The sequence below is a fragment of the Candidatus Hydrogenedentota bacterium genome (assembly GCA_019637335.1).
Lineage (GTDB): Bacteria > Hydrogenedentota > Hydrogenedentia > Hydrogenedentales > JAEUWI01 > JAEUWI01.
In genome coordinates this window covers 1-20,308 of the sequence record JAHBVV010000044.1, presented here as the reverse complement: position 1 = coordinate 20,308, position 20,308 = coordinate 1, and the positions used below count along the sequence as shown (strand labels likewise).

The window sequence follows — 20,308 nt, the reverse complement described above, 5'->3', positions numbered from 1 at the left end:
AGCAATCTTATGCGGCGCGCGCCCGGGAAGCAAGCGTGCATTGTGGCGGCGAAATTGTGCACACTAGGGCGAGCCCGGCAGCGCGGGCGGGACGTGAGGGCCGGGGCGCAGTGTGCGCCCGGGCACAGGCGGCCGCGACGGTCGCATGGAGGGCCGGTTATGCTGGCATCGCTGGTATTCATCGGGGCCGTGCTCTGCGCGGTGGGTTTCATGGCGTGGCTCGCCTATTTCATTCTCAGCCGCTGCTTCAACACCTTTCTCGAGACTGACGCCGAAAGCCGCCGCATCTCGCGAAACTACCTGATCCTTGGCGCCGTGTTGTTCGCCGGCGCCGTGGGCCTGGGCTTCCAGTTCTCGCGGATGGAGTCGCCCCTGCCGAATCCGGAGCTGGGGCCGGGTATGCCCGTGGAGCTGATCGAACAGCGGAAGGCCGCGAAGGCCGAGGCGGAAGCGGCCGCCGCCGCGGCGAGCGCCCACGCCGAGACCGCCAACGCCCTCGCCGAAACGTCGGCTGGCGAAGAGTAGTCGTCCCATCGCCCAACCCGCCCGCCGAGGAGCCCCGCCATGTCCCGTTTCTTTGTTCGCGGCCTGCTGATCGCCTGCATCGCCCTCCTGGTTCGGGTCGCCGCCGAACCGCGGCATGTCCGCGTGCCCATGCAGGACGGCACGGAACTCGCCACCGATGTCTACACCCCCGATGGTGAAGGGCCGTGGCCCGTGGTGCTCCTGCGCAGCACCTACGGTCGCTCGGGGCAGGTCGCGGATGAATGGCTCGAACAGGGTTATGCCGTGGTCATCCAGGATGTCCGCGGCATGGGCGACAGCGCGGGCGAGGCGCACGTGTTCTATGCGGACGGCTGGCGGGAGGGCCTGGCCGACGGCGCCGCCACCGTGGCGTGGATCGGGGCGCAGCCGTGGTGCAACGGGAAGATCGGCACCCATGGCGGATCGGCGCTCGCCATCACTCAGATGCTGCTGGCGCCGAGCACCGGTGGCGTCGTGGTCCAGAATATGGTCGCCACGCCGTCCAACCTGTATGCCGATGTGGCGTATACGGGCGGTGTATTGCGGAAGCGGATGATCGAGGGTTGGCTTACGGCAATCAAGCAGCCGCACATCATCGATGTGTACAAGAGCCACCCGCGTTACGACGACTACTGGGCGCATTTCGACACGGTGTCCAAAGCCGGCGACATCACGGCGCCCGCGCTGCTGGTGAACGGCTGGTACGACATCTTCCAGCAGGGCACGATCGACGGCTTTGTCGCGCGGCAGGAGCGCGGGGGAGAGGGCGCGCGTGGCGGGAACTTCCTGATTATGACCCCGGGCTCGCACGGCCCGGACATCGAGCGCGATTACAAAATGAACCCGAACCGTTTCGACGTCAAGGCGAGCCAGATCCGCAACCGCATCTTCGCGCACTACCTGAAGGGCGATTCGGACGCCCTGGCGGGGATTCCGGCGGTGCACTACTACGTCATGGGCGCCGATACCCCGGGCGCGCCGGGCAATGAATGGCGCACGGCGGACGCGTGGCCACCGTACCCCACGACGCCAACGTCCTACTACCTGCATCCGGAAGGGAAATTGGCTGCGGCACCGCCCGGGACGGAGCCGGAACCCTTGTCCTACGTGTTCGATCCGGCGAATCCCGTGCCGACCCATGGCGGCGCAAACCTGCTGATGGAATCCGGCGCCTTCGACCAGCGAAAGAACCTCGAGGGGCGTCAGGACGTGCTCCGCTTCCGGACCGAACCCCGGGAAACGCCGCTGGAGATTACAGGACGGGTTGCCGTGCGGCTGCATGTCTCCAGCAATGCCCCGGACACCGACTTCACGGCGATGCTACTGGATATCTACCCCGAGGGCGACGCGCGGGAACTGAATATCATCGACAACGTTCGCCGCGTGAAAACGCGCAGCAGCTACCGGGAAGCCGCGCCGCTCCTTCAAGGGCCGGAGGAGATCGTGGAACTCGAAATCGACCTGTGGAGCGCCGCCTGGATCTTCGACAAAGGCCACCGCATCGGGCTGAATATTTCCAGCAGCAATTATCCGCGATTCGAGGTGAACCCGAACACCGGCGAGGATTTCCCGAAGGACGAACTGCGCAAGGCGACGAACACCGTGCACATCAGCGCGGCGCATCCGGGCGCTTTAATTCTTCCGGTGCGGTGATCCGGCAGGACCTTCGCATGGAAACCGGGTGCGGGAGACCGCCCGTTTCAGGACCACGGAGAACGTTGTAGGAGACGCGTGATGGAGCGCCGGCATCCTTGCCGGCATGGGCGTGTGCGCGCACGCGCTCAACTGATGGGTGCTGCGCGCTATGATGTTCCTATGAGACCAGCCGCCATGAGAAAACCAGCCACCACAATCGCCGTCGCCGTGTTCAGTGCGCTGTCCGCCATGGCCCAGTCCCCGGAGCCGGGCCGCGCCGTGACGGGGATGCCGCACCACGAAACCTTTCTCCACAATGCCGATCTGTCCGGCTGGCTGCTGGATAACGAGGGCAATCGCGGGCGCGACGGCGGCGGCTTCAATTCCCTTGCCCACCGGCTCTATCCGGAGCGCGGCTTGTTTCGATCGCGGATGGTGGGACTGAATTTCGAGCACATCTTCAACGGATCGGCGGCGTACAACGACATCGCGATGTTCACGCCGCGCCGGGAACCGAATTACCTGCTGAAACAGGGCCCGCAACAGGCCACGTTGCGCTGGCCCGCCGACATGTCCGCCTGGGGCGTGGCCTGCAGCATGACCTACACTTTTTCGGAATCCGACGCCATCGACATGCGGTTTACCGCCGTGCCGCTGGAGGAAAAATGGCCCCACGGCTACCTGGCCTTCATGTGGGCGAGCTACATGCAGCGCGCGGTGGACCGCCCGATTCACTTCTGGGGCGTGGAGGATGGGGGGGAGGCCCGCTGGATCCGCTTCGGCGCGGCGGCGGACAATGTTCAGGGCTTTGAAACGGGGACCGTGGCCTTTGCGGGGGAGGAACCGCTGCCCTTCGATCCCGACGCCCAGGCGCTGAACATCGTTGAGCACCCGGCGAAGCGCTTCGTGTATCCCTTCTACTACGGCCTGCTCGATGGCGACCAGGATCTCACGACGGACGGAGATGCGCTCGCGTACATCGTCATGTTCGACCAGACCGCGCCGATACGCTTCGCGCTCTGGAATTTCATCAAGGACGATGCGGGCAATCCCGACCCCCACAGCCCCGCGTGGGACTGGCAGTACGTGATTCGCGACCCAAAAGTGGGGGAGCGCTACGGGTACAAAATGCGCGTCGTCGTGACGCCCTTCACCACCCGCGCCGACATCCTCGCGCGCTACCGCGACTGGGCGGGGGAGTAGCCCTTATCCGCGGCGCCGTCACTCGGAGGGAACAAAGCGCCCCACGGGATACCCCGCCGCGTAGCTGATCTCCCAGCAGCCGTTCGGGGTGGTGTAGCAGAGCGTCTCCCGGCGCTCGAAGTCCGTCGCACCCTGGCGCACGGCCGCGTCCGGGCTGTCGGGGCGAAGTTGGGCGTCCGCCATGTGCGCTACGATCCGCGTGCGGTCGCCGAGGCTGTGGCCCGTGCTCTTGAAGACCTCGCCGTCCAGGTGCGCGTCCTCCAGGAAGAGCGCGGTCACGGGCATGCCCGCCGCCACCATGTTGCGCACGACCGCGCGCTTGTCCTCGAAGGGGCACACATCGTCCGCCGTGCCGTGTACGACGAAGATCATCGTTTCCTGCCCCCAGTCCACCATCTGCTTCAGGTGGACCGGATTGCCCAGGTCGCGGAGGGCCTGGGCGTCGGGCGTCAGGTATTCGGGGCTCTCCGGGTCCTGGCTGTAGCCCGCGTTGAGACTCGATCCGCCCTCGATCCCGAAGGCGATGTCGTCGCTCAGCTTCGCCATGCCGCACATGTCCACAATCGCCGCGAAGGTCCGGGGCGCCAGTTTGTTCGCCATCTGCGAGACATTGCCGCCGCCCGACCCGCCCGTGGCGTAGACGCGCCCGGCGTGGAAGGCGTGGCCGCCTTGCTTCAGGCCGTCAAAGACCCAGTAGAGCGCGCGGATCGCGTCCAGGGCCTGGAGGTAGCCAAAGTCGTAGGGGGGCATGGTTGGGTTGTCGTATTTGCCGCTTTGCAGGTAGTCGACGCAGATCGCCACGACATTGTAGCGGTTCGCCAGGAATTCCGGGTCCGCCGTGCCCCGCGCGCCGGTCCCGCCCCAGTTGTGCAGGCTCAGAAAGAGGCCGGTCTGCTCGTTCACATTCGCCAGCGACCCGCCGGGGTAGTAAACATAGGCCGTGATCGCGCGTGGCCCCTCCTGAAAGGCCCAATCCTGCGCGGGCAACGCCGCCGTCGCGTTGGTCTCCGGCAGTGACGGCCAGGCGCGGTCATCCGCGGCGGCGGTAAGCGAAACGAACATAGAGACGGCAAGGGCAATATATCGCATGATTCTCGGGGGCTCCCTGGGTTCAACAAACCCGTAGTATGGGAAACGGATCGCCCCGGGCGCAAGGCGCGCCGCGACCGCCAACTGCGGAACCTGCTACAATAGGCCCATGTTCGGCGTCTACCTCCACATCCCCTACTGCAAAACACTCTGCCCGTATTGCGACTTCGTTAAGGAGCGCACCCGCACAGGCGCGCCCATGGCGTTCGTGGACGCGCTGTGCCGCGAGATTGAGGCCTTCGAGGGTCCGGATGCGGCGGAGAGTGTCTTCTTCGGCGGCGGGACCCCGTCCCTGTTGCCGATCGACGGGCTGGCGCGGATTCTGGACGCACTGGCGGCCCGGTTTGCGCTGGAGAACGCGGAAATCACCCTGGAAGCGAACCCCGACGATCTCACGCCGGAATTGGTGGCGGGATGGCGCGCGCTCGGCGTCAACCGCGTAAGCCTCGGCGTGCAGAGCTTCTCCGAGCCGGTCCTGCGCTATCTGGGCCGCCGTCACGACGCGGACGCCGCGCGGCGGGCCTGCGACCTCGTGGCTGCGCACTTCGACACGTGGAGCCTCGACCTGATCTTCGGCGCGCCGCCGATCAACGCCTGGGAACCAACCCTGCGCGAAGCCGTCGCCATCGACCCGCCCCATATTTCCGCCTATGGCTTGACCTACGAGGAGGGCACGCCTTTCGCCAAACGCGCGGACCAGGCGGTCCCCGACGAGGTGTCGCTGGCCATGTTTCAGCAGGCGGAGTCGATCCTGAGTGCCTACGATCACTACGAGATTTCAAATTACGCCAAGCCTGGCCACCACGCGCGCCACAACCTGATCTACTGGCGCAATGGATCCTACGCCGGCTTTGGAACGGGGGCCTATTCCTACGTCAACGGCGTTCGCGCGCGCAACGCCATCACCACCGACGCATACCTGCGCAATCCCGGCCAGAAGATTGAGGCGCTTGCGCTCGGGCCGGAGGAGGAGCGGCTGGAGACGCTGATTCAGCATTTCCGGTTGCGGGAGGGTCTCCCCCGAGAGGCCTACACCGCCCGATTTGGCCGCCCCGTCGAATCGGACTACGGCGAGCCGCTGCGTGCGCTGATCAATCGCGGGTTGCTCGAAGACGACGGTATCCGGATTCGCCCAACCGCCGAGGGCTTCTACCTCAACAACGAGATCGGCCTCGCGCTCGTCGGGTAGATAGACGCACGGGATAGCATCGCTCGAGAATGGCTCCCGTCCCGCAACGGAAGGGCGGACCGATGGGAGCGCGGGTCGAAGATGCGCCGTGGTGGACGGCCCGCCCGCATGGCGCCGGAGGCGCACGACTCTCCATTGCCGGTAGCCCACTCCCCGGGAATCCCCGGGAACAAGTCACACGGCGGGTGCGTCACAAGAAAAAGCCGCAGCCTCCCGAAGAAAGACTGCGGCCGGTATCCGGATCCCGTTAGAATGCGTCGGCGGCGTCCAGCTGCGCGAAGGGATCGTCCTCACGGCCCTGGATGTGCGGGCCGACGAGCATGTCCCTGTAGGCCAGGCCGGGGCCGACCATCGGGTATACGAAGGCCTGCTTGTCCGTCATCACTTCGAGGAAGGCCGGTCCCTCGAACTTGATGAAGGCTTCGATCGTCTTCTTCAGGTCCGCGCGATCCGACACGCGCTCGGCGAACTGGTAGCCGTCCGCCTTCGCCGCCGCCACGAAATCCTTCTGGTGGAGGGTCTTGTCCGTGCCGGAGAAGCGGCTGCCGAAGTACAGCGTCTGCCACTGCACCACCATGCCGTCGCCCTGGTTGTTCAGCAGCAGCACCTTCACTGGGATATTGTAGTTGGTGCAGGTTTCCATTTCGCCCAGGTTCATGCGGATGCTGCCGTCGCCGTCGACGTCGATAACGACCCGGTCGGGCGCCCCAATCTGCGCGCCGATGGCCGCGGGAAGGCCGTAGCCCATCGTGCCCATGCTGCCCGAGGTCAGCCAGGTGCGCGGGTGCTTGAAGTCGAAGTACTGCGCGGCGAACATCTGGTGCTGGCCCACGCCCGTGGTGACGATGGCCTCGCCCTTCGTGATTTCGTTGATCAGGCTCAACACCTCCTGCGGCTGGATCAGGTCGCTTTCGGTGTTGTACGCCATCTTGTGCTTCTCGCGGAGCTCGCGGACATAATCGAGCCACGGCTGGTGCGAAATCTCGCGATCGCCCCCCGCCGACATCAGTGCGCGCAGGACCATGCCCGCGTCGCCGACCTGGTGCCAGTCGACCGCCTTGACCTTGTTGATTTCGGCGGCGTCGATGTCGATGTGCGCGATCTTCGCGCGCGCCGCGAACTCCTTGGGCTTGCCCGCAACGCGATCGTCGAAACGCGCGCCGACCGCGATGAGAAAGTCGCAGTCCTCCACCGCATAGTTGGCGTACGCCGTGCCGTGCATGCCGAGCATGTGGAGACACAGGCCGTCGGTCGTATCAATCGCGCCGATGCCCAGAAGCGTCGTGACCACCGGGATCTGGTACTTTGCCGCAAACGCGCGTAGCTCATCGCTCGCGTTGCTGTTGATGACCCCGCCGCCGGCGTAAATCAGCGGGCGCTTGGATTTCGCAAGCAAGCTGAAAAAGGCCTCGGCCTTCGCCGGGGTGAGCGTCGCGCCTTCGAGGCGCTCGATCCGGCGCTGGTAACCGATCATCGGAATCATCCCCGTGCCGATGAACTCGCCTTCCCAGTTCTGGACGTCCTTCGGGATATCGATGACCACGGGGCCGGGACGCCCGCTGCGCGCGATGTGAAACGCCGTGCGGACCGTCGCCTCGAGCTCCTCCGGGTTTTTCACCAGGAAGACGTGCTTGGCGCACGCGCTCATAATGTTGAAGACCGGCGCCTCCTGGAAGGCGTCCGTCCCGACCGCCGCGCGGGGGACCTGGCCGCTGATAACGATCATGGGCACCGAATCGGCCATGGCGTCGCGCACCGGCGTGACCGTGTTCGTGGCGCCCGGCCCGGAGGTCACCAGGGCCACCCCGACCTTGCCGGTCACCCGGGAGTAGCCGGCCGCCATGAAGCCCGCGCCCTGCTCGTTCGCGGGCACGATCAGCTTGATCTCGCGGTCCGCGTGGTCCCGGTTCCAGCGGAAGACCGCGTCGTAGGTGGGGAGGATCGCGCCGCCGCTGTAGCCGAAGATCGCGTCAATCCCCTCGTCGGCAAGCACCTGAATCACCATTTCCGCGCCGGTCATGGTTTTGCCCGCCTGGGCATGCTGGGGTTGGGTCGCTAAGGCCATACTGTCCTGTCTCCTTGCTTGGCGTACTGATCGGGGCCGGCCGGAAGGGCCGCCAGACCTGTTTTATGTATTCCTGTACCTACCGGGGCCTATGCACAGCGCCCGGCGGGGCGCGATGAGAAAAAAGAGCGCCGCTTCGCGTACGGGCGGCGCTCTTCACACTGTTCCTGATAGTCGGGCCGGGAGCTACTCGGCCTTCTCCGCTTCCGGGGCGGCTTCGCTTTCCGCCGCCGCCGCCGCGGCTTCGGCTTCGGCCGCGGCTTCCGCCGTGCGCGCCGCCTCGGCCCGGCTTACCGCCGCCATCATTTCGTGGGCCACGTCGGCCAGGCTACGGCCCGCCTGCATCATGCTCTCGGCGCCGGAACCCTGCATCGCGGCGGAAACGTCCACCGCGCCGCGGCTCTCGCCGTGCTCGTCCATCAGCGACTTGTCGAGGTCGCGCTGCGCCTCGCGGACGCTCAGGCCGATCTTGCGATCCGCCGCGCTGATGCTGATCACCTTCGCCATCACCTTGTCGCCGATGTTCAGCACTTCCTCGGGCTTCTGAACGCGATCGGACGAAAGCTCGCTCACGTGAATCAGGCCCTCGATGCCGTTGTCCAGCTTCGCAAAGGCGCCGAAGCTCACCAGCTTGGCGATTTCGACTTCCACCACGCTGCCCATCGGCATCTTCTCGATGACGGCCAGCCACGGGTCCGTCTCAAGCTGCTTCATGCCCACGCTGATCTTCTCGGAATCGGGATCGATGCTCAGGATCTTCACCTGAACTTCCTGGCCCTTCTCCAGCACCTCGGACGGGTGCGGAACCTTCTTCGTCCAGGAGATGTCGCTAACGTGCAGCAGGCCGTCGATGCCTTCCTCGATCTGGACGAACGCGCCGTAGTCCGTCAGGTTGCGGACGGTGCCCGTGACCACCGAATTGACCGGGTAGCGCTCCGCGAGCTGCTTCCAGGGGTTCGGCTGCGTCTGCTTGATGCCCAGCGCGATCTTCTCCGAATCCGGATCGACCGTCAGGATCATCACGTCCACTTCCTGATCCAGCTGAAGGATCTCGTTGGGGTGGCGAACGCGGCGGGTCCAGCTCATCTCGCTGACGTGGACCATGCCCTCGATGCCCTCTTCAAGCTGCACGAACGCGCCGTAATCGGTCATGCTGACCACGCGGCCGCGCGCCACCGTCCCCACCGGGTAGCGGTCCACCGCCGTCTTCCAGGGGTTCTCGGACTTCTGCTTCAGCCCCAGGCTGATGCGCTCGGACTGCGGGTCGAAGCTCAGCACCATCACGTCGATGGCCTGGCCAACCTGCACCACCTGCGACGGGTGCTTCACGCGGCCCCAGCTCATGTCGGTGACGTGGAGCAGGCCGTCGATGCCGCCCACGTCCACGAAGGCGCCGAAATCCGTAATGTTCTTCACTTCGCCGCGCAGGATCTTGCCCACGGCGATCGTTTCGAGAAGCTTCTCCTTCTCGCCCGCGCGCTGCTCTTCGAGCAGCTTGCGGCGGCTCACCACCACATTGCGGCGGCGCTTCGTCAGCTTGATGATCTTCAGCTCCATCGACTGGCCGATGTAGCGTTCGAGATCGCCCATCGGGCGGAAGGTCAGCTGGCTCGCCGGCATGAACGCGTCGATGCCGATATCAACCTTCAGGCCGCCCTTGACGCGGCGAACGATGGTGCCCTCGATGGTCCCATCCGCCTCGTAAATCTCCTGCACCTTCTCCCAGTTCTTGATCCGGTCCGCCTTCATCTTCGAAAGCACGGGCAGGCCCGCTTCGTTCTCCGGATCTTCGATATAGAAATCGAAAACATCGCCCACCGCGAGCTTGTCCGGCTGGAGAAACTCCGACGTGGGCACGATGCCCTCGCTCTTGTACCCGATGTCCACGAGCACCCGGTCATCGGTAATCTCCATGACCTTGCCCTGGACCACTTCTCCCTCGTTGAAATTCTGCACGGCCTCGCCAAAAAGCGATTCCATGCTGGCGGCAGCCAATTCGGCTTCCAGTTCCGAATCCAGTTCGGACAGGCCATCGGCCATAATGGATTCCATCAGCTGCTGGTTGTATTCCGTTGTTTCGTGACTCATGAGAAGATCTCATCTCCTTTGGAAAAAAGATTTACCGCACAAGGCGGCATCTTGGTAGACTAGCAAACAGACCCGGCGAGAGTCAAATCAGCCGCGGCGGGCGGACAGCCCCGGGTGCGCCAGGAGCCCCAGAAGGGCCAGCCCGATGAGGAAGGCGTCGCCCAGAAGCGCGCGGGCCCGTTTTGCCGGGGCGCACCCCCGGACCGGGGGATCCCCCGAGGCGGTTTCTTCCAGTTCCGTTCTGGTCAGGAAGCCGTCCCCGTCCCGATCGAGGCGGTTGAAGGTCGCCTGGGTTAATGCCGACATGACAGACTGGGCCTCAAGCAGGCTCAGGCGTCCGTCGCCATTGGTGTCGGCTTCCGCAAAGGCCGCCAGCAACCCGCGGGCAATATCCGCGTCGGTTTGGGGCTCACCCTCACCCTCACCCTCACCCTCACCTTCACCTTCGCCCTCGCCCTCGCCTTCGGCCTCGCCTTCCCCTTCGCCTTCGCCCTCGCCTTCGCCCTCGCCCTCGCCCTCGCCCTCGCCCTCGCCTTCGCCTTCGCCTTCGCCTTCGCCTTCGCCTTCGCCCTCACCTTCGCCCTCACCTTCGCCTTCGCCCTCACCTTCGCCCTCACCTTCGCCCTCACCGTCGCCTTCGCCTTCGCCTTCACCCTCAACGCCGGGCCGGATCAGACTGAATGCGCCCGATTCGCCCACGAGCGGCGGCGTTCCATTGTCGGACACCCGTATATAATAGTCCGCGCCGCCTACAACATCCGCCGGCGCCTCCCAGGTGATCTCGCCCAGATTGATGGCCTCCACGCCATGCAGCGGCACCTCGTCCATACCCCGAAATAGTTCGACTACCACCCGATCGCCCACCGCGCCCCGCGTCCGCCAGCGAACCGTGTACGACATCCCGGGTTCGAGCGCCTCGCCGCCCGCCGGAAACTCGACCGCCAGGGTGGGCGCCACCGGTTCCGGCGGCAGGGCGGTGATCCCGGCGTCCGTACCCGCGAGCCACTTCGGCCAGCCGAGAGACAGCACGGTCATCCCGGCGGAAAAGGCGTAATACGCGTGCCAGGCGTCATCCGAATACACGTAGATGGTGTGGCCAGCGCCAATCCAGGGGGCGATCCGGGACGAGTTCTCCGGGTCCGGACCCGCCGCAACGGGGCCGGGCGGCGCCTCCGGCAGGCCGTCCGAGGGGATCGTCCGCCAGGAGCCGCCCGGCGTCCGCCGGTACACCACCGGCCGGGTTTCTCCCGGCAACCGCGCCGCCGCGATCCGCGATCCGTCGCGCTGCCGGGCCAGGCTTGAAACGGCCAGGGGTCCCGCCAGTTCGGGGGTGACGACCGGCGTGCCGCTGGACGGGATCACCACCCGATACAACACCGCGCCACCCGGTGCGTCCTGGGGCTGCCGCACGCCCGCGTAAAACACCGGAACGCTGGCGTCGGGCTCCGCCAGCAGCGCCAGCACCGACTCCCCGTACGTCTCCAGTGGGACTTCTGCCCACACAGCGCCGCCGTCCGCACTGACGAACAGCCCGCCCGGGGTGGTGTCGTCGATCCCCGCAAAGCCCGCCGCAACGACGCCCGGCGCAATGGGGCTGACCGCCAGTGCGGCTACCTGCGCGCCGGGGCGGTTGATGCCTGGGTCCGGAGCCCCCGCGAGACGGGTCCACGTCGCGCCCGCGTCAGCCGTGTGGTAGATGGCGGCCCCCGCCGCAAACGCGGCCATTCCGTTTGCTACAAAGGGATCCGCCGCCACGGCGGTGTAGTCCCCGCTGCGCGGATCGGGGAGCAGCGGACCGCTCCAGGTCCGGGTCTCGCCATCCCGCGCGAAGCGTCGAATACCCGCGTTCGTGGCGATCCAACCGGCGCCGGATTCCACGTCGAGGGCGATATCCCGCGCCGCCGCGCCCCTGAGGCCGGTGTTCCGATCCGTCAGATGCGCGCCACGGTCGCCGGAAACCGCCAGGCCCGCCGCCGTGCTGAAATACATCCGCGCCGGATCCGCGACATCCCGGTGCGCGCGCCGCCCATCCGGTGGGGCCACCCCGGCTTCGCCGGACCACGGAACGGCGGCCCAGCTTCCCGCGTCCCCCCGGCTGGTGCTCACCGCGCCGCCAAAGTAGACCATGTAGTCTTCCGGCAGGCCGCTCCACGCGAAACTCGCATCCACCGCGGCCGGTACGCCCGTGTTCACCTCAACCCAGGATCCGCCCGGAAACGCCGCGTAGGCCACCTGCCCGACGCCGTCCGGCGCGATCCCGCCGAGGAACAGCCGCCCATCGGGACCCGCGCCAACCGCCGTCCAGATCGCCCCCGATTTGGACGCAGGGAGCTGGAGCGCATAGTAGGCCGTCGTTTCGTCGATCAGCGTCGCCGGCGCGGTGGAACGCAGCAGCGCCGTGCCCGGCTGAAACAGGATCAGGTGGCCGTCGTGCGGGCTGGCCAACAGCATCGGGTCCCCGGAGGCCAGCGGCAGCGTCACCGGGCTGTCGGGGTGTTCCTGGAAGGCCCCCGAGGCGGGGTCGATCGCGCCAAAATGGAGCGCGGTCCCCGTCGTGAAAAACAGCCGACCCGAATCCACCGCGAGATGCCGCCCCGCCGCTACCGCCGATACCCGCGCCAGCGAGTCCGGCGCGACGGATCCCCGCCATACGCCGGTTCCGTCACTGAAAAAGAACTGGCCCGTGGTGTGATCCACAGCGAAGGAGCCCAGATCGCCAAACCCGCTCCCGGACGCCAGATCCGGGACGGGCGCGAACGGGCCGGGTTCCGATGGCGCCGCCAGCGGATCGGTCGTCGCGTAGAACATTGCGTTCGGGCCGTCCACGGTCACCAGCGTGTAATACGCCGCGTAGCCGCCCGCAATCGCCCCCGCGGCCGACACGGCCATGGTCTCGATCCAGGTGACGCGCCCGCCCTTCACCGGCTGTGGCGCGGGCGCCACCGCCGCCGATCCCCAGATCGCGGCAAGCGGCCCGCCAAACAACAGCGCGGCCAGGATCGTAACCCGAAACGGCAACCGTGCAATCCTTCACAAAGGCGCTGGCATCGGTTATCGACGCACACCGCCGCGCCCGGCGGTAAGGATAGCACACCGACGGGGGAAGGGGGCGCATCACGGGCTCAGGCATTCCTGTCAGCGAAGGCAACCCGCCTGATCGCCTCAGCGAACGCGCCGCGTGACTTCCCGCGACCTCGCACCTATTTGCACCCAGGAGCCCGCCAACGAATCCGCCATCGCGGACCTTCGACCTGTTTGTAGCGCGCGGGACAGGTGTGCGCTTACTGCACCCGGCGGGTATCCGCGCGCAGGCCAGTTTCCGCTACGCCGCTCCGCGTACGAACAATGACTTCATTTCGCTAACGCACGACCATGATTTATCGATTTTAATCATTAGTATTCAGGATTGGGTACGAAAATCCTCGGAAACGGTGACGCGTGCTATTATCGAAATTCAAGATTTTAGTGTTGACAATTCGCCGCGCTTGTGCCATCATAAAATCACGCAACGGCTGCCGGCGCCCTGAAGCCGCGCCCCCCGCGCAAGAAGTTCCATCGGGGTTGCGTTCGGTGGATGGGTCCCAGGGGGACTCCTCGGGGGGGGCGTCCAACAATCTGGCGCACGCTTCGCGCGTCCGGCCCGCCACAGAAGGAGAGAGCTTATGGAATGAGGCCCGTCCGGCGCGGGCGGGCGCGGAACAGGGACCGTCCGCAGTCAGCGCGGCGATCCCCATCGGCGCCAGCGCCGGCCCCGTCTACCTTTCATTACGTTTTTATCAATTGAAGGATCTATGGTTATGCAATCGAAGATGCATCGAAACCGTAAAGGTTTCACCCTCATCGAATTGCTGGTGGTCATCGCGATCATCGGCATCCTGGCGGCGATTCTGCTGCCGGCCCTGGCCCGCGCCCGCGAGGCCGCCCGCCGCGCCAGCTGCCAGAACAACCTCAAGCAGTGGGGCCTCGTGCTCAAGATGTTTGCCAACGAAAGCCAGGGCGAAGTTTTCCCGTACGGCAGCATCGACCACACCAACACCGGCTTCACCGCGACGAAGCGGACCGCCGTGTATGTCGGGTGGTGGCAAGTCTACCCCGAGTATCTGACGGACATCAGCGTGGGTATTTGCCCTTCCGCCCAGAACACGGGCCGCTACGCGGGTACGGATCTGAGCAATCCGCGCAATGTGCTTGCCGGCTGCGACCAGAGCACCGTGGACTACGCGACGCTGAACAACGAGACAGACAACCCGTGCTACGGCAAGCAGGCCGTTAACCCGGGTGATCCGCTCGTTCTGGGCTCGCCGCCCGCCCGCTGGTACAACGGCTGCGACATTACCCCGAACCAGTGCGCCCCGTATCCGCACACCGATCTCTCGGAAGGCTATGCGGATATTCGCGCCTACAAGTACATGGTCTACGCCTTGGATCCCAAGTGGTTCAACAACGCGGACGATTACCAGGCCATCGGCTCGCTCTTGAACTCGAACGCGGTGGAAGCGCCTATCCAGCCGGCCGGCGGTGTGACGCCGCTGCACTGGAACCAGCGCAATTCCACCCGCACCTACACGCTGCCTTCGGGTATCTCGGCGACGTTCAACCGCCTGCGTGAAGGCGTCGAGCGCTTCTTCATCACCGACATCAACAACGCCGGCGCGTCGGCCCAGGCCCAGTCCGAGATCGTCTGCCTGTACGACGAAGCCCAGAAGAGCGGCAACACCTGGGGCCGCTACAACCACGTTCCCGGCGGCGTGAACGTTCTGTTCATGGACGGCCACGTGGAATTCTCCCGCAAAGACAGCGGCACCACGTGGGTGACCAACCAGAACGCCTACAAGGTCGGCACGAGCGGGCTGCCCATCCGCTGGCCGGGCTGATCCCGCCCCGCGCGGAAGCGCGCCGGTGCATTCGCTCCCGCGACGCTGTATCGTCAATGCCAATGTAATCGCCGGGGCGCCAGTCGGCGCCCCGGCTTTTTTGCAACCCGCAACGTGTGTGTCGGAACGCTGCCGCGCCACGGTGCGACGCCAGAACCGGAGTACCTTTCCATGAAGTTTAATCCTGTCCGCCGCACGCTTCCCGCGCTCGCGATGCTAGCCGCCGCCCTGTTGGCCGGCTGCTCCCAGGCGCCGGAAATCGGCATATCCGCCAACCAGCCGGGCGATCTCTTTGCGCAGGCCGCCGACGCCGCCTTCAAGGGCGATCTGAACTACGTGAAGGCCTGCGTGGAAGGTGACGCCCGCTACCTCGAGGCCTACGACGCCAACGGGCGAAGCCTCCTGCACTACGCGGCCGAGGGCGGCCACGCGGCTGTCGTCCGGTACCTGCTCGAAAAAGGGGCCTACGCCAACTTCGAGGACAACGACGGCTACTATCCGCTGGACGCCGCATCCCAGGGGGGGGCCTCCAGGGAGGTCATGGATCTGATCCGTGAAGCCCTCGCCCGCGAGGCCGGGCGCTACTGAGTCCTTCCGAAATACGGCCTCCCCAACACCGGACGACGCCCATCAGGGCCGTGGTGGTTCCAACCGGTGCCCGCCACGGCCCGCTGGTTTTGCCCCGGCCGTCCGCCTTTCTCTCCCCCCGCCCGTAGCGCCCCGCCGCCCGCCTCTTCCTGGCCCCGATCACGCGCCCGATCCGGCAGGGGAATTAATTGTATTTCTATGAAATCCAGATATATACAAGGGAATTACAGAATAATATATATTCGGATCAAATCATCGCAATAATAATCATTGTTGTTGACATCTTACGGTATTCGTGCAATTATGGAAATCCGGCGGTCGCAGATGGCGGGTCGGCAGAGGCCGCTGGTTTGAGATGGAAAGAACTATGCGGATGAGCTTCCCGCCATGACAACGCACGGTACACCGATCCCGGTGCGGGCTTGTCCGCCAACCAGGGAGGACAGCGATGGTGTGATTGTTATCGGCATGGGAGCCGCTCCCCCGGCGGACCCACACCAGTCCTGGACGTAGTCTTTATCTATCGCTATTCGAAAAGATGAAAGGATTCATTTCCATGAAATCGACTATGCACCGAAACCGCAAGGGTTTCACCCTGATCGAATTGCTGGTGGTCATCGCGATCATCGGCATTCTGGCGGCCATCCTGTTGCCGGCCCTCGCCCGCGCCCGCGAGGCCGCACGCCGCGCAAGCTGCCAGAACAACCTCAAACAGTGGGGCCTGGTTTGCAAGATGTTTTCCAACGAGTCCACGGGCGAGCGGTGGCCATTTTCCGGCATCGACATCACCAACACGACCGGGGACTTTCAGAACAAGCGCATGAATCAGTTTATCGGATGGTGGGAGGTGTATCCAGAATACCTGACGGACATGAGCCTCCTTTGCCCGTCGGCGGGCCGCTACTCGCTCTATCAGCAGACCGATCTCAGCGATCCCCGCAATGTCCTGGCGGGCTGCGATCCCACCGTCGTGGCGCTTGCCGTGGCGGACAACGACACCGACAATCCCTGCTGGGGAAAGGAGGGCGTGGACCTGGGCAGCCCGTTAATGATTCCGGGCCTGCCCGCGCGCGGGCGCTCATACAATGGTTGCGATGTCACGCCAAATTGGTGTACCCCCCAGCCCCACACGGATCTGCTCGCCACTGGCTGGACCGACGTGCGGGCCTTCCGCTACTACAATTACATTATTCCGCCGGACCTGATGAACAGCAATCTTGAAGACTTCTATTCGGTCGCCAGCACCTTCCGCCGCGGGGTCATCGGCCCCAACGACATGAACGGGCTGAATGTGGGCCGGGAGACCGCCACGCTGTGGAAGAACAAGATGGGTGGCCAGACCTTTGATCTGCCCTCCGGAAAGACCTACACGCAGCTGCTGCTTCGCGAAGGCATTGAACGCTTCGTAATCACCGATATCAACAATCCGGGCGCCTCGGCCGAAGCGCAATCGGGCATTGTGGTCATGCTGGATGAATCGCGGGCTTATGGCTCCGCGGTCGGCGGCGGCATGAGCGGCGACGGGCGTTTCCACCACGCTCCGGGCGGCATGAACATCCTGTTCATGGACGGCCACGTGCAGTTCGGCAAGCTGCGGACCGCGGGCCTCTGGCCGGTGAACGAGTTCGCGTTCCGCATTCCGCCGTGGGGCAACGGGCTGGACTTCCCGTGATAGGCCGATGGTGGCGCCGGCTTCCCGGCGCCGCCCGCTGAAAGCTTCATAGCGCGGGCGCCGGAGCGAAAAGCTTCCGGCGCCCCTTTTTCGGATTCGACGGCGCCCGCCGCGGCGCCAGGTACTAAATTGCGCCCGGCGGCCCCGATCCGGGGGGAGCGCCGCGCCGCAAGGAGTGGTCTTGCATGATATCTTCACACCAATTGCCCGCCTGGATTGCGCCCATTCTCGCCGTCGCGCTGGTCGCCGGAATGAGCGCTTGCTCGAACGACGCGAACTGGGACGGAAACGCGCAAATCGACGAGGCTACGCTCGCGCCAAGCGATCTTGTGTTCCGCTACGTCAACCTCGGAGAAACCTCGAAGCTCAATAGCCTGCTCAAAGCCAATCCCGATCTCGTTAACATCTACGAGGACACCTACTACAACACGCCCCTGCACGTCGCGGCCCTCGTCGGCAACCGCCGGGTTGTGAATGTTTTGCTGGACAACGGCGCAAACCCGAACGTGGAGAATATCAACGGGGAGATTCCCGCGGAGACCGCGCTCCAGGAGGCCCACGTCGACCTGAGCAAATACCTGCACGAAGTCGCCGCAAACGCGCGTTGAGCTTCGCATGCGGGGCGTCCCGCCGGGGCGCCCCGCCACCATACCACTAACCGTCATTTACTTGTTTCTTTGACGAAAAAAGGAAAATTTAAGTCATAAGTAATTGAATTTAAAAACTTTACGAATGGATTTCAGGTCCGTAGAATTCCGATCGATTCGTGTCAATTCGTGGGCATTCGTGGTTCAATATCCTGGTTGCGACACGCGGTTGCTGCTCTACGCGGATTCGTGGTTCAATCGCTTCAGGAACGCATGAAGCCCACACCAGCTCCTTTGCGTCTTTGCGCCTTCGCGTGAATATCAATCCTTCCAACTTCTTTCCTTCGTGGTCTTCGCACTACTATCCCTCATTTTTTTGTTTTTTCTGCAAGTTCTTTCGTTCAAAATCCATATAACCATATGTTGTAAAAGCATTTACGAAGCGCAAAACCCAGGGAGAATCTCCGGGCCCTTCCACAAGTTTCGTGGTCGAAATTCTTTTCTTGCCCACGGATTACACCGATGACACGGATTGAAGAGACACGCGAACCAAACAAGACAAAGAAGAAGCCCGCCACCCGATCAACCCCGCTACAATTCCGATGCTGAACAATCCGAACAGGCTGCCTTGGAAACAGCACGCAGCCGCCTGCACACCCCGCCGACCGGCATCATTTTCTATCCGTGTCATCAGTGCAATCCGTGGGCGCAATTCTTGATCGCCGCCCGCGGCTGCTCCCGATGCAATCGTGTGCATTGGTGTTCATTCGTGGTTAAGAATGCGCTCTCGATCATTCACCCGATCCATCTGCGTACAAGAAATCACCCTATGCGCTCTCTGCGTTCTCTGCGGTCAAAACTTCGTCTCTCTTTCTCTTCGTGGCCTTCGCGCCCTTCGTGGTGATCATTTCTTTGGTTGCGGCCAGAGGCTGCCCTGCGTAATCCGTGGTCACAAAATCGGATCGCGGCCAGGCGGGGCGAAAGAGCGGCAATCCCGAGTACACTACATTCATCATCGTTGCGCCACGAACCACCATACAATTCGCGTTCATTCGTGTTCATTCGCGGTTCCAATCTATTCGGTTGTGGCCAGCGGCTGCGCTGCGCATTTATAATTTGTATTGAAATTATAGAATTAAGGATGTTTTGTGTTGACAAATTACGGTATTGGTGTAATTATAAAACCAAGTTAACGTCGGAGGCGCGGTGAGAAGCACGCCGCGCGTGAGTCAACAACGAGGCTTGGGTAGGGCCGTCCGGAATCAATTACGGCGCACCGACGGCGCAAGGTCGGGCGGGCTTCCTCCACAACCGATGGAGGACTGCTATGGTGTGATGAATCAGGGGGACGATACGAAGGCTTGTGCGCGGTGGGAGAGCCGCGGCGCGATCCACACGCGATAGGTATCGTGGGCGCGCGCCACCGCAATCAGGCGGAGAATAGGCAGTTTCACCCATGAGATGTTGGAATCTCCGTGTTCCCCTCATAACTCGAAAGGATTCATTTCGATGAAATCGACCCTGTACAGAGACCGTAAAGGTTTCACCCTGATCGAACTGCTGGTGGTCATCGCGATCATCGGTATCCTGGCGGCAATTCTGCTGCCCGCACTCGCCCGCGCCCGCGAAGCCGCACGGCGCGCGAGCTGCCAGAACAACCTCAAGCAGTGGGGCCTCGTGTACAAGATGTACGCCAACGAGTCCCAGGGCGAGAAGTTCCCGCGGATGTCCACGGGCGTGGAGCGGCTCCCCTGCCAGAGCGCGGGCGATCCGGGCGCGGTGGGCAGCGCCTGCGGCCCCCACAAGATGCTCAGCGCGCCGCAGGGCGCCCTGGTCTATCCGGAATACATTGCCGACCTGAACATCTACTGGTGCCCATCCGGTACCGACTCGCACCAGAACCCCGACTCTTTCATGTGCCCGTCGGGTGGCTGGTGCCGTTCGCCGATTGATCGTTCGCTGGGCTGGGGACTTAACCCGACCCTCTTCGATGACCGCAACTACATCTATATCAGCTGGCTGGCGGATAATTCTCATACGGTTGATACGATGCGTATCGTATGGTCTGCGTGGCGCGGCGACTTCCCGGACACCGGCGTGGACGCCGCTTCCCGTGACGCGTGGGTGAATCTGGCCGATAACGACATCCGCTTCGGCGGCGGACACCCTTACGGCAACACGCCGAGTCTTGGTGACCTGCAGGCGTACTTCGACAGCGTTGAAGCCGATTACAATTCGGTGGGCGTCAGCAAGACCATCGCCCAGGGCAGCGGCGGAGGCACCGGAAACATTCTGATCCTCCGCGAAGGCGTTGAACGCTTCCTGATCACGGACATCAACAATCCCGGCGCCAGCGCCAAGGCCCAGAGCGAAGTCGCCGTGATGTGGGACCGCATCGGCGTAAGCGGCCGCAGCAAGAATGGCTTCGCCCACATCCCCGGCGGGATCAACATCCTTCACATGGACGGCCACGTGACGTTCGTGAAGTATCCCGCCAACGATGGCGATATCGGCGACGGCCGCACCGCGATCATCGGTCGCGCGACCTGAAGCCGGATGGCCGAGCGGATCGTGAACTGGAATAGTTGAGTACGGCGCGCGCTCGACCCGGGCGCGCGCCCATTTTTTTCAACGGGCGGAATTCCCATGGGATTCCGGGCCAGGGACTCAGAAACAGGAGGCGCAATGAAATCGCGTTGGACATGGACAATCGTGCTGGCCGCGTTCGTGATGGGTTGCAGCAATATGGACGAAGCGACCGCACCGGCGGTTTACCAGCCAATGGACGATATA

General features: G+C 64.1%; 13 protein-coding genes and 2 pseudogenes. 11 read left to right on the top strand and 4 right to left on the bottom strand.

Features of this window, described 5'->3' with window-relative positions; genetic code table 11:
• The first annotated feature begins 159 nt into the window (after positions 1 to 159).
• From KF886_26065 to KF886_26055, 3 genes are all read left to right on the top strand, one after another.
• Positions 160 to 525 (top strand): hypothetical protein, encoded by a 366-nt coding sequence (locus KF886_26065; GenBank protein MBX3180828.1) that lies wholly within the window; start codon positions 160 to 162, stop codon positions 523 to 525.
• Positions 526 to 564: 39 nt separating this feature from the next.
• The gene (locus tag KF886_26060) at positions 565 to 2,178 is read left to right on the top strand and encodes a CocE/NonD family hydrolase (GenBank protein MBX3180827.1); all 1,614 of its coding nucleotides are present in this window, start codon (positions 565 to 567) and stop codon (positions 2,176 to 2,178) included.
• A 177-nt stretch (positions 2,179 to 2,355) separates the two neighbouring features.
• Positions 2,356 to 3,363, top strand: a complete 1,008-nt coding sequence (locus KF886_26055) for a hypothetical protein (GenBank protein ID MBX3180826.1) — start codon at positions 2,356 to 2,358, stop codon at positions 3,361 to 3,363.
• Between the two features lie 18 nt (positions 3,364 to 3,381).
• Here the strand turns inward: KF886_26055 and KF886_26050 are convergent, their stop codons facing one another.
• Positions 3,382 to 4,452, bottom strand: a complete 1,071-nt coding sequence (locus KF886_26050) for a DUF2920 family protein (protein ID MBX3180825.1) — start codon at positions 4,450 to 4,452, stop codon at positions 3,382 to 3,384.
• 109 nt (positions 4,453 to 4,561) lie between these two features.
• On the opposite strand from KF886_26050, the gene hemW reads away from it, so the two are divergent.
• A complete protein-coding gene (gene hemW, locus KF886_26045) occupies positions 4,562 to 5,641 on the top strand; it encodes a radical SAM family heme chaperone HemW (protein MBX3180824.1) in 1,080 nt (359 codons plus the stop codon).
• Positions 5,642 to 5,888: 247 nt separating this feature from the next.
• Here the strand turns inward: hemW and ilvB are convergent, their stop codons facing one another.
• The 3 genes from ilvB to KF886_26030 form a co-directional block, all read right to left on the bottom strand.
• Positions 5,889 to 7,661, bottom strand: coding sequence for a biosynthetic-type acetolactate synthase large subunit (gene ilvB / locus KF886_26040; protein ID MBX3180823.1), 1,773 nt, complete (start codon positions 7,659 to 7,661; stop codon positions 5,889 to 5,891).
• A gap of 231 nt (positions 7,662 to 7,892) precedes the next feature.
• Positions 7,893 to 9,794 carry a 30S ribosomal protein S1 gene (locus KF886_26035; protein MBX3180822.1) on the bottom strand — a complete coding sequence of 634 codons (1,902 nt, stop codon included), beginning with the start codon at positions 9,792 to 9,794 and terminating at the stop codon, positions 7,893 to 7,895.
• Between the two features lie 87 nt (positions 9,795 to 9,881).
• Entirely contained in the window at positions 9,882 to 12,812 is a 2,931-nt protein-coding gene (locus tag KF886_26030; protein ID MBX3180821.1) for a hypothetical protein, read from the bottom strand.
• A gap of 791 nt (positions 12,813 to 13,603) precedes the next feature.
• On the opposite strand from KF886_26030, the pseudogene KF886_26025 reads away from it, so the two are divergent.
• The 7 genes and pseudogenes from KF886_26025 (at position 13,604) to KF886_25995 (ending at position 20,065) form a co-directional block, all read left to right on the top strand.
• Positions 13,604 to 13,927 (top strand): annotated as a pseudogene (locus KF886_26025) (prepilin-type N-terminal cleavage/methylation domain-containing protein).
• A gap of 276 nt (positions 13,928 to 14,203) precedes the next feature.
• Positions 14,204 to 14,668 (top strand): hypothetical protein, encoded by a 465-nt coding sequence (locus KF886_26020; GenBank protein MBX3180820.1) that lies wholly within the window; start codon positions 14,204 to 14,206, stop codon positions 14,666 to 14,668.
• A 171-nt stretch (positions 14,669 to 14,839) separates the two neighbouring features.
• Complete coding sequence (locus KF886_26015) at positions 14,840 to 15,256, top strand: ankyrin repeat domain-containing protein (protein MBX3180819.1); 417 nt, start codon at positions 14,840 to 14,842, stop codon at positions 15,254 to 15,256.
• A gap of 568 nt (positions 15,257 to 15,824) precedes the next feature.
• A pseudogene (locus KF886_26010) lies at positions 15,825 to 15,914 on the top strand (type II secretion system protein).
• 390 nt (positions 15,915 to 16,304) lie between these two features.
• Positions 16,305 to 16,928, top strand: coding sequence for a hypothetical protein (locus KF886_26005; protein ID MBX3180818.1), 624 nt, complete (start codon positions 16,305 to 16,307; stop codon positions 16,926 to 16,928).
• A 185-nt stretch (positions 16,929 to 17,113) separates the two neighbouring features.
• On the top strand, positions 17,114 to 17,536 hold the full coding sequence (locus KF886_26000; protein ID MBX3180817.1) for a hypothetical protein: 423 nt from the start codon (positions 17,114 to 17,116) through the stop codon (positions 17,534 to 17,536).
• 1,488 nt (positions 17,537 to 19,024) lie between these two features.
• Entirely contained in the window at positions 19,025 to 20,065 is a 1,041-nt protein-coding gene (locus KF886_25995) for a DUF1559 domain-containing protein (protein ID MBX3180816.1), read from the top strand.
• The last annotated feature ends 243 nt before the right edge of the window (positions 20,066 to 20,308 follow it).

Bases quoted from the DNA above. Each gene is read 5' to 3' on its own strand.
- KF886_26005 (MBX3180818.1), top strand. From the start codon at position 16,305: ATGATTCCGGGCCTGCCCGCGCGCGGGCGCTCATACAATGGTTGCGAT.
- KF886_26050 (MBX3180825.1), bottom strand. From the start codon at position 4,452: ATGCGATATATTGCCCTTGCCGTCTCTATGTTCGTTTCGCTTACCGCC.
- KF886_26020 (MBX3180820.1), top strand. From the start codon at position 14,204: ATGGTCTACGCCTTGGATCCCAAGTGGTTCAACAACGCGGACGATTAC.
- KF886_26000 (MBX3180817.1), top strand. From the start codon at position 17,114: ATGATATCTTCACACCAATTGCCCGCCTGGATTGCGCCCATTCTCGCC.
- ilvB (MBX3180823.1), bottom strand. From the start codon at position 7,661: ATGACCGGCGCGGAAATGGTGATTCAGGTGCTTGCCGACGAGGGGATT.
- KF886_26035 (MBX3180822.1), bottom strand. From the start codon at position 9,794: ATGAGTCACGAAACAACGGAATACAACCAGCAGCTGATGGAATCCATT.
- hemW (MBX3180824.1), top strand. From the start codon at position 4,562: ATGTTCGGCGTCTACCTCCACATCCCCTACTGCAAAACACTCTGCCCG.
- KF886_25995 (MBX3180816.1), top strand. From the start codon at position 19,025: ATGAAATCGACCCTGTACAGAGACCGTAAAGGTTTCACCCTGATCGAA.
- KF886_26060 (MBX3180827.1), top strand. From the start codon at position 565: ATGTCCCGTTTCTTTGTTCGCGGCCTGCTGATCGCCTGCATCGCCCTC.
- KF886_26015 (MBX3180819.1), top strand. From the start codon at position 14,840: ATGAAGTTTAATCCTGTCCGCCGCACGCTTCCCGCGCTCGCGATGCTA.
- KF886_26055 (MBX3180826.1), top strand. From the start codon at position 2,356: ATGAGAAAACCAGCCACCACAATCGCCGTCGCCGTGTTCAGTGCGCTG.
- KF886_26065 (MBX3180828.1), top strand. From the start codon at position 160: ATGCTGGCATCGCTGGTATTCATCGGGGCCGTGCTCTGCGCGGTGGGT.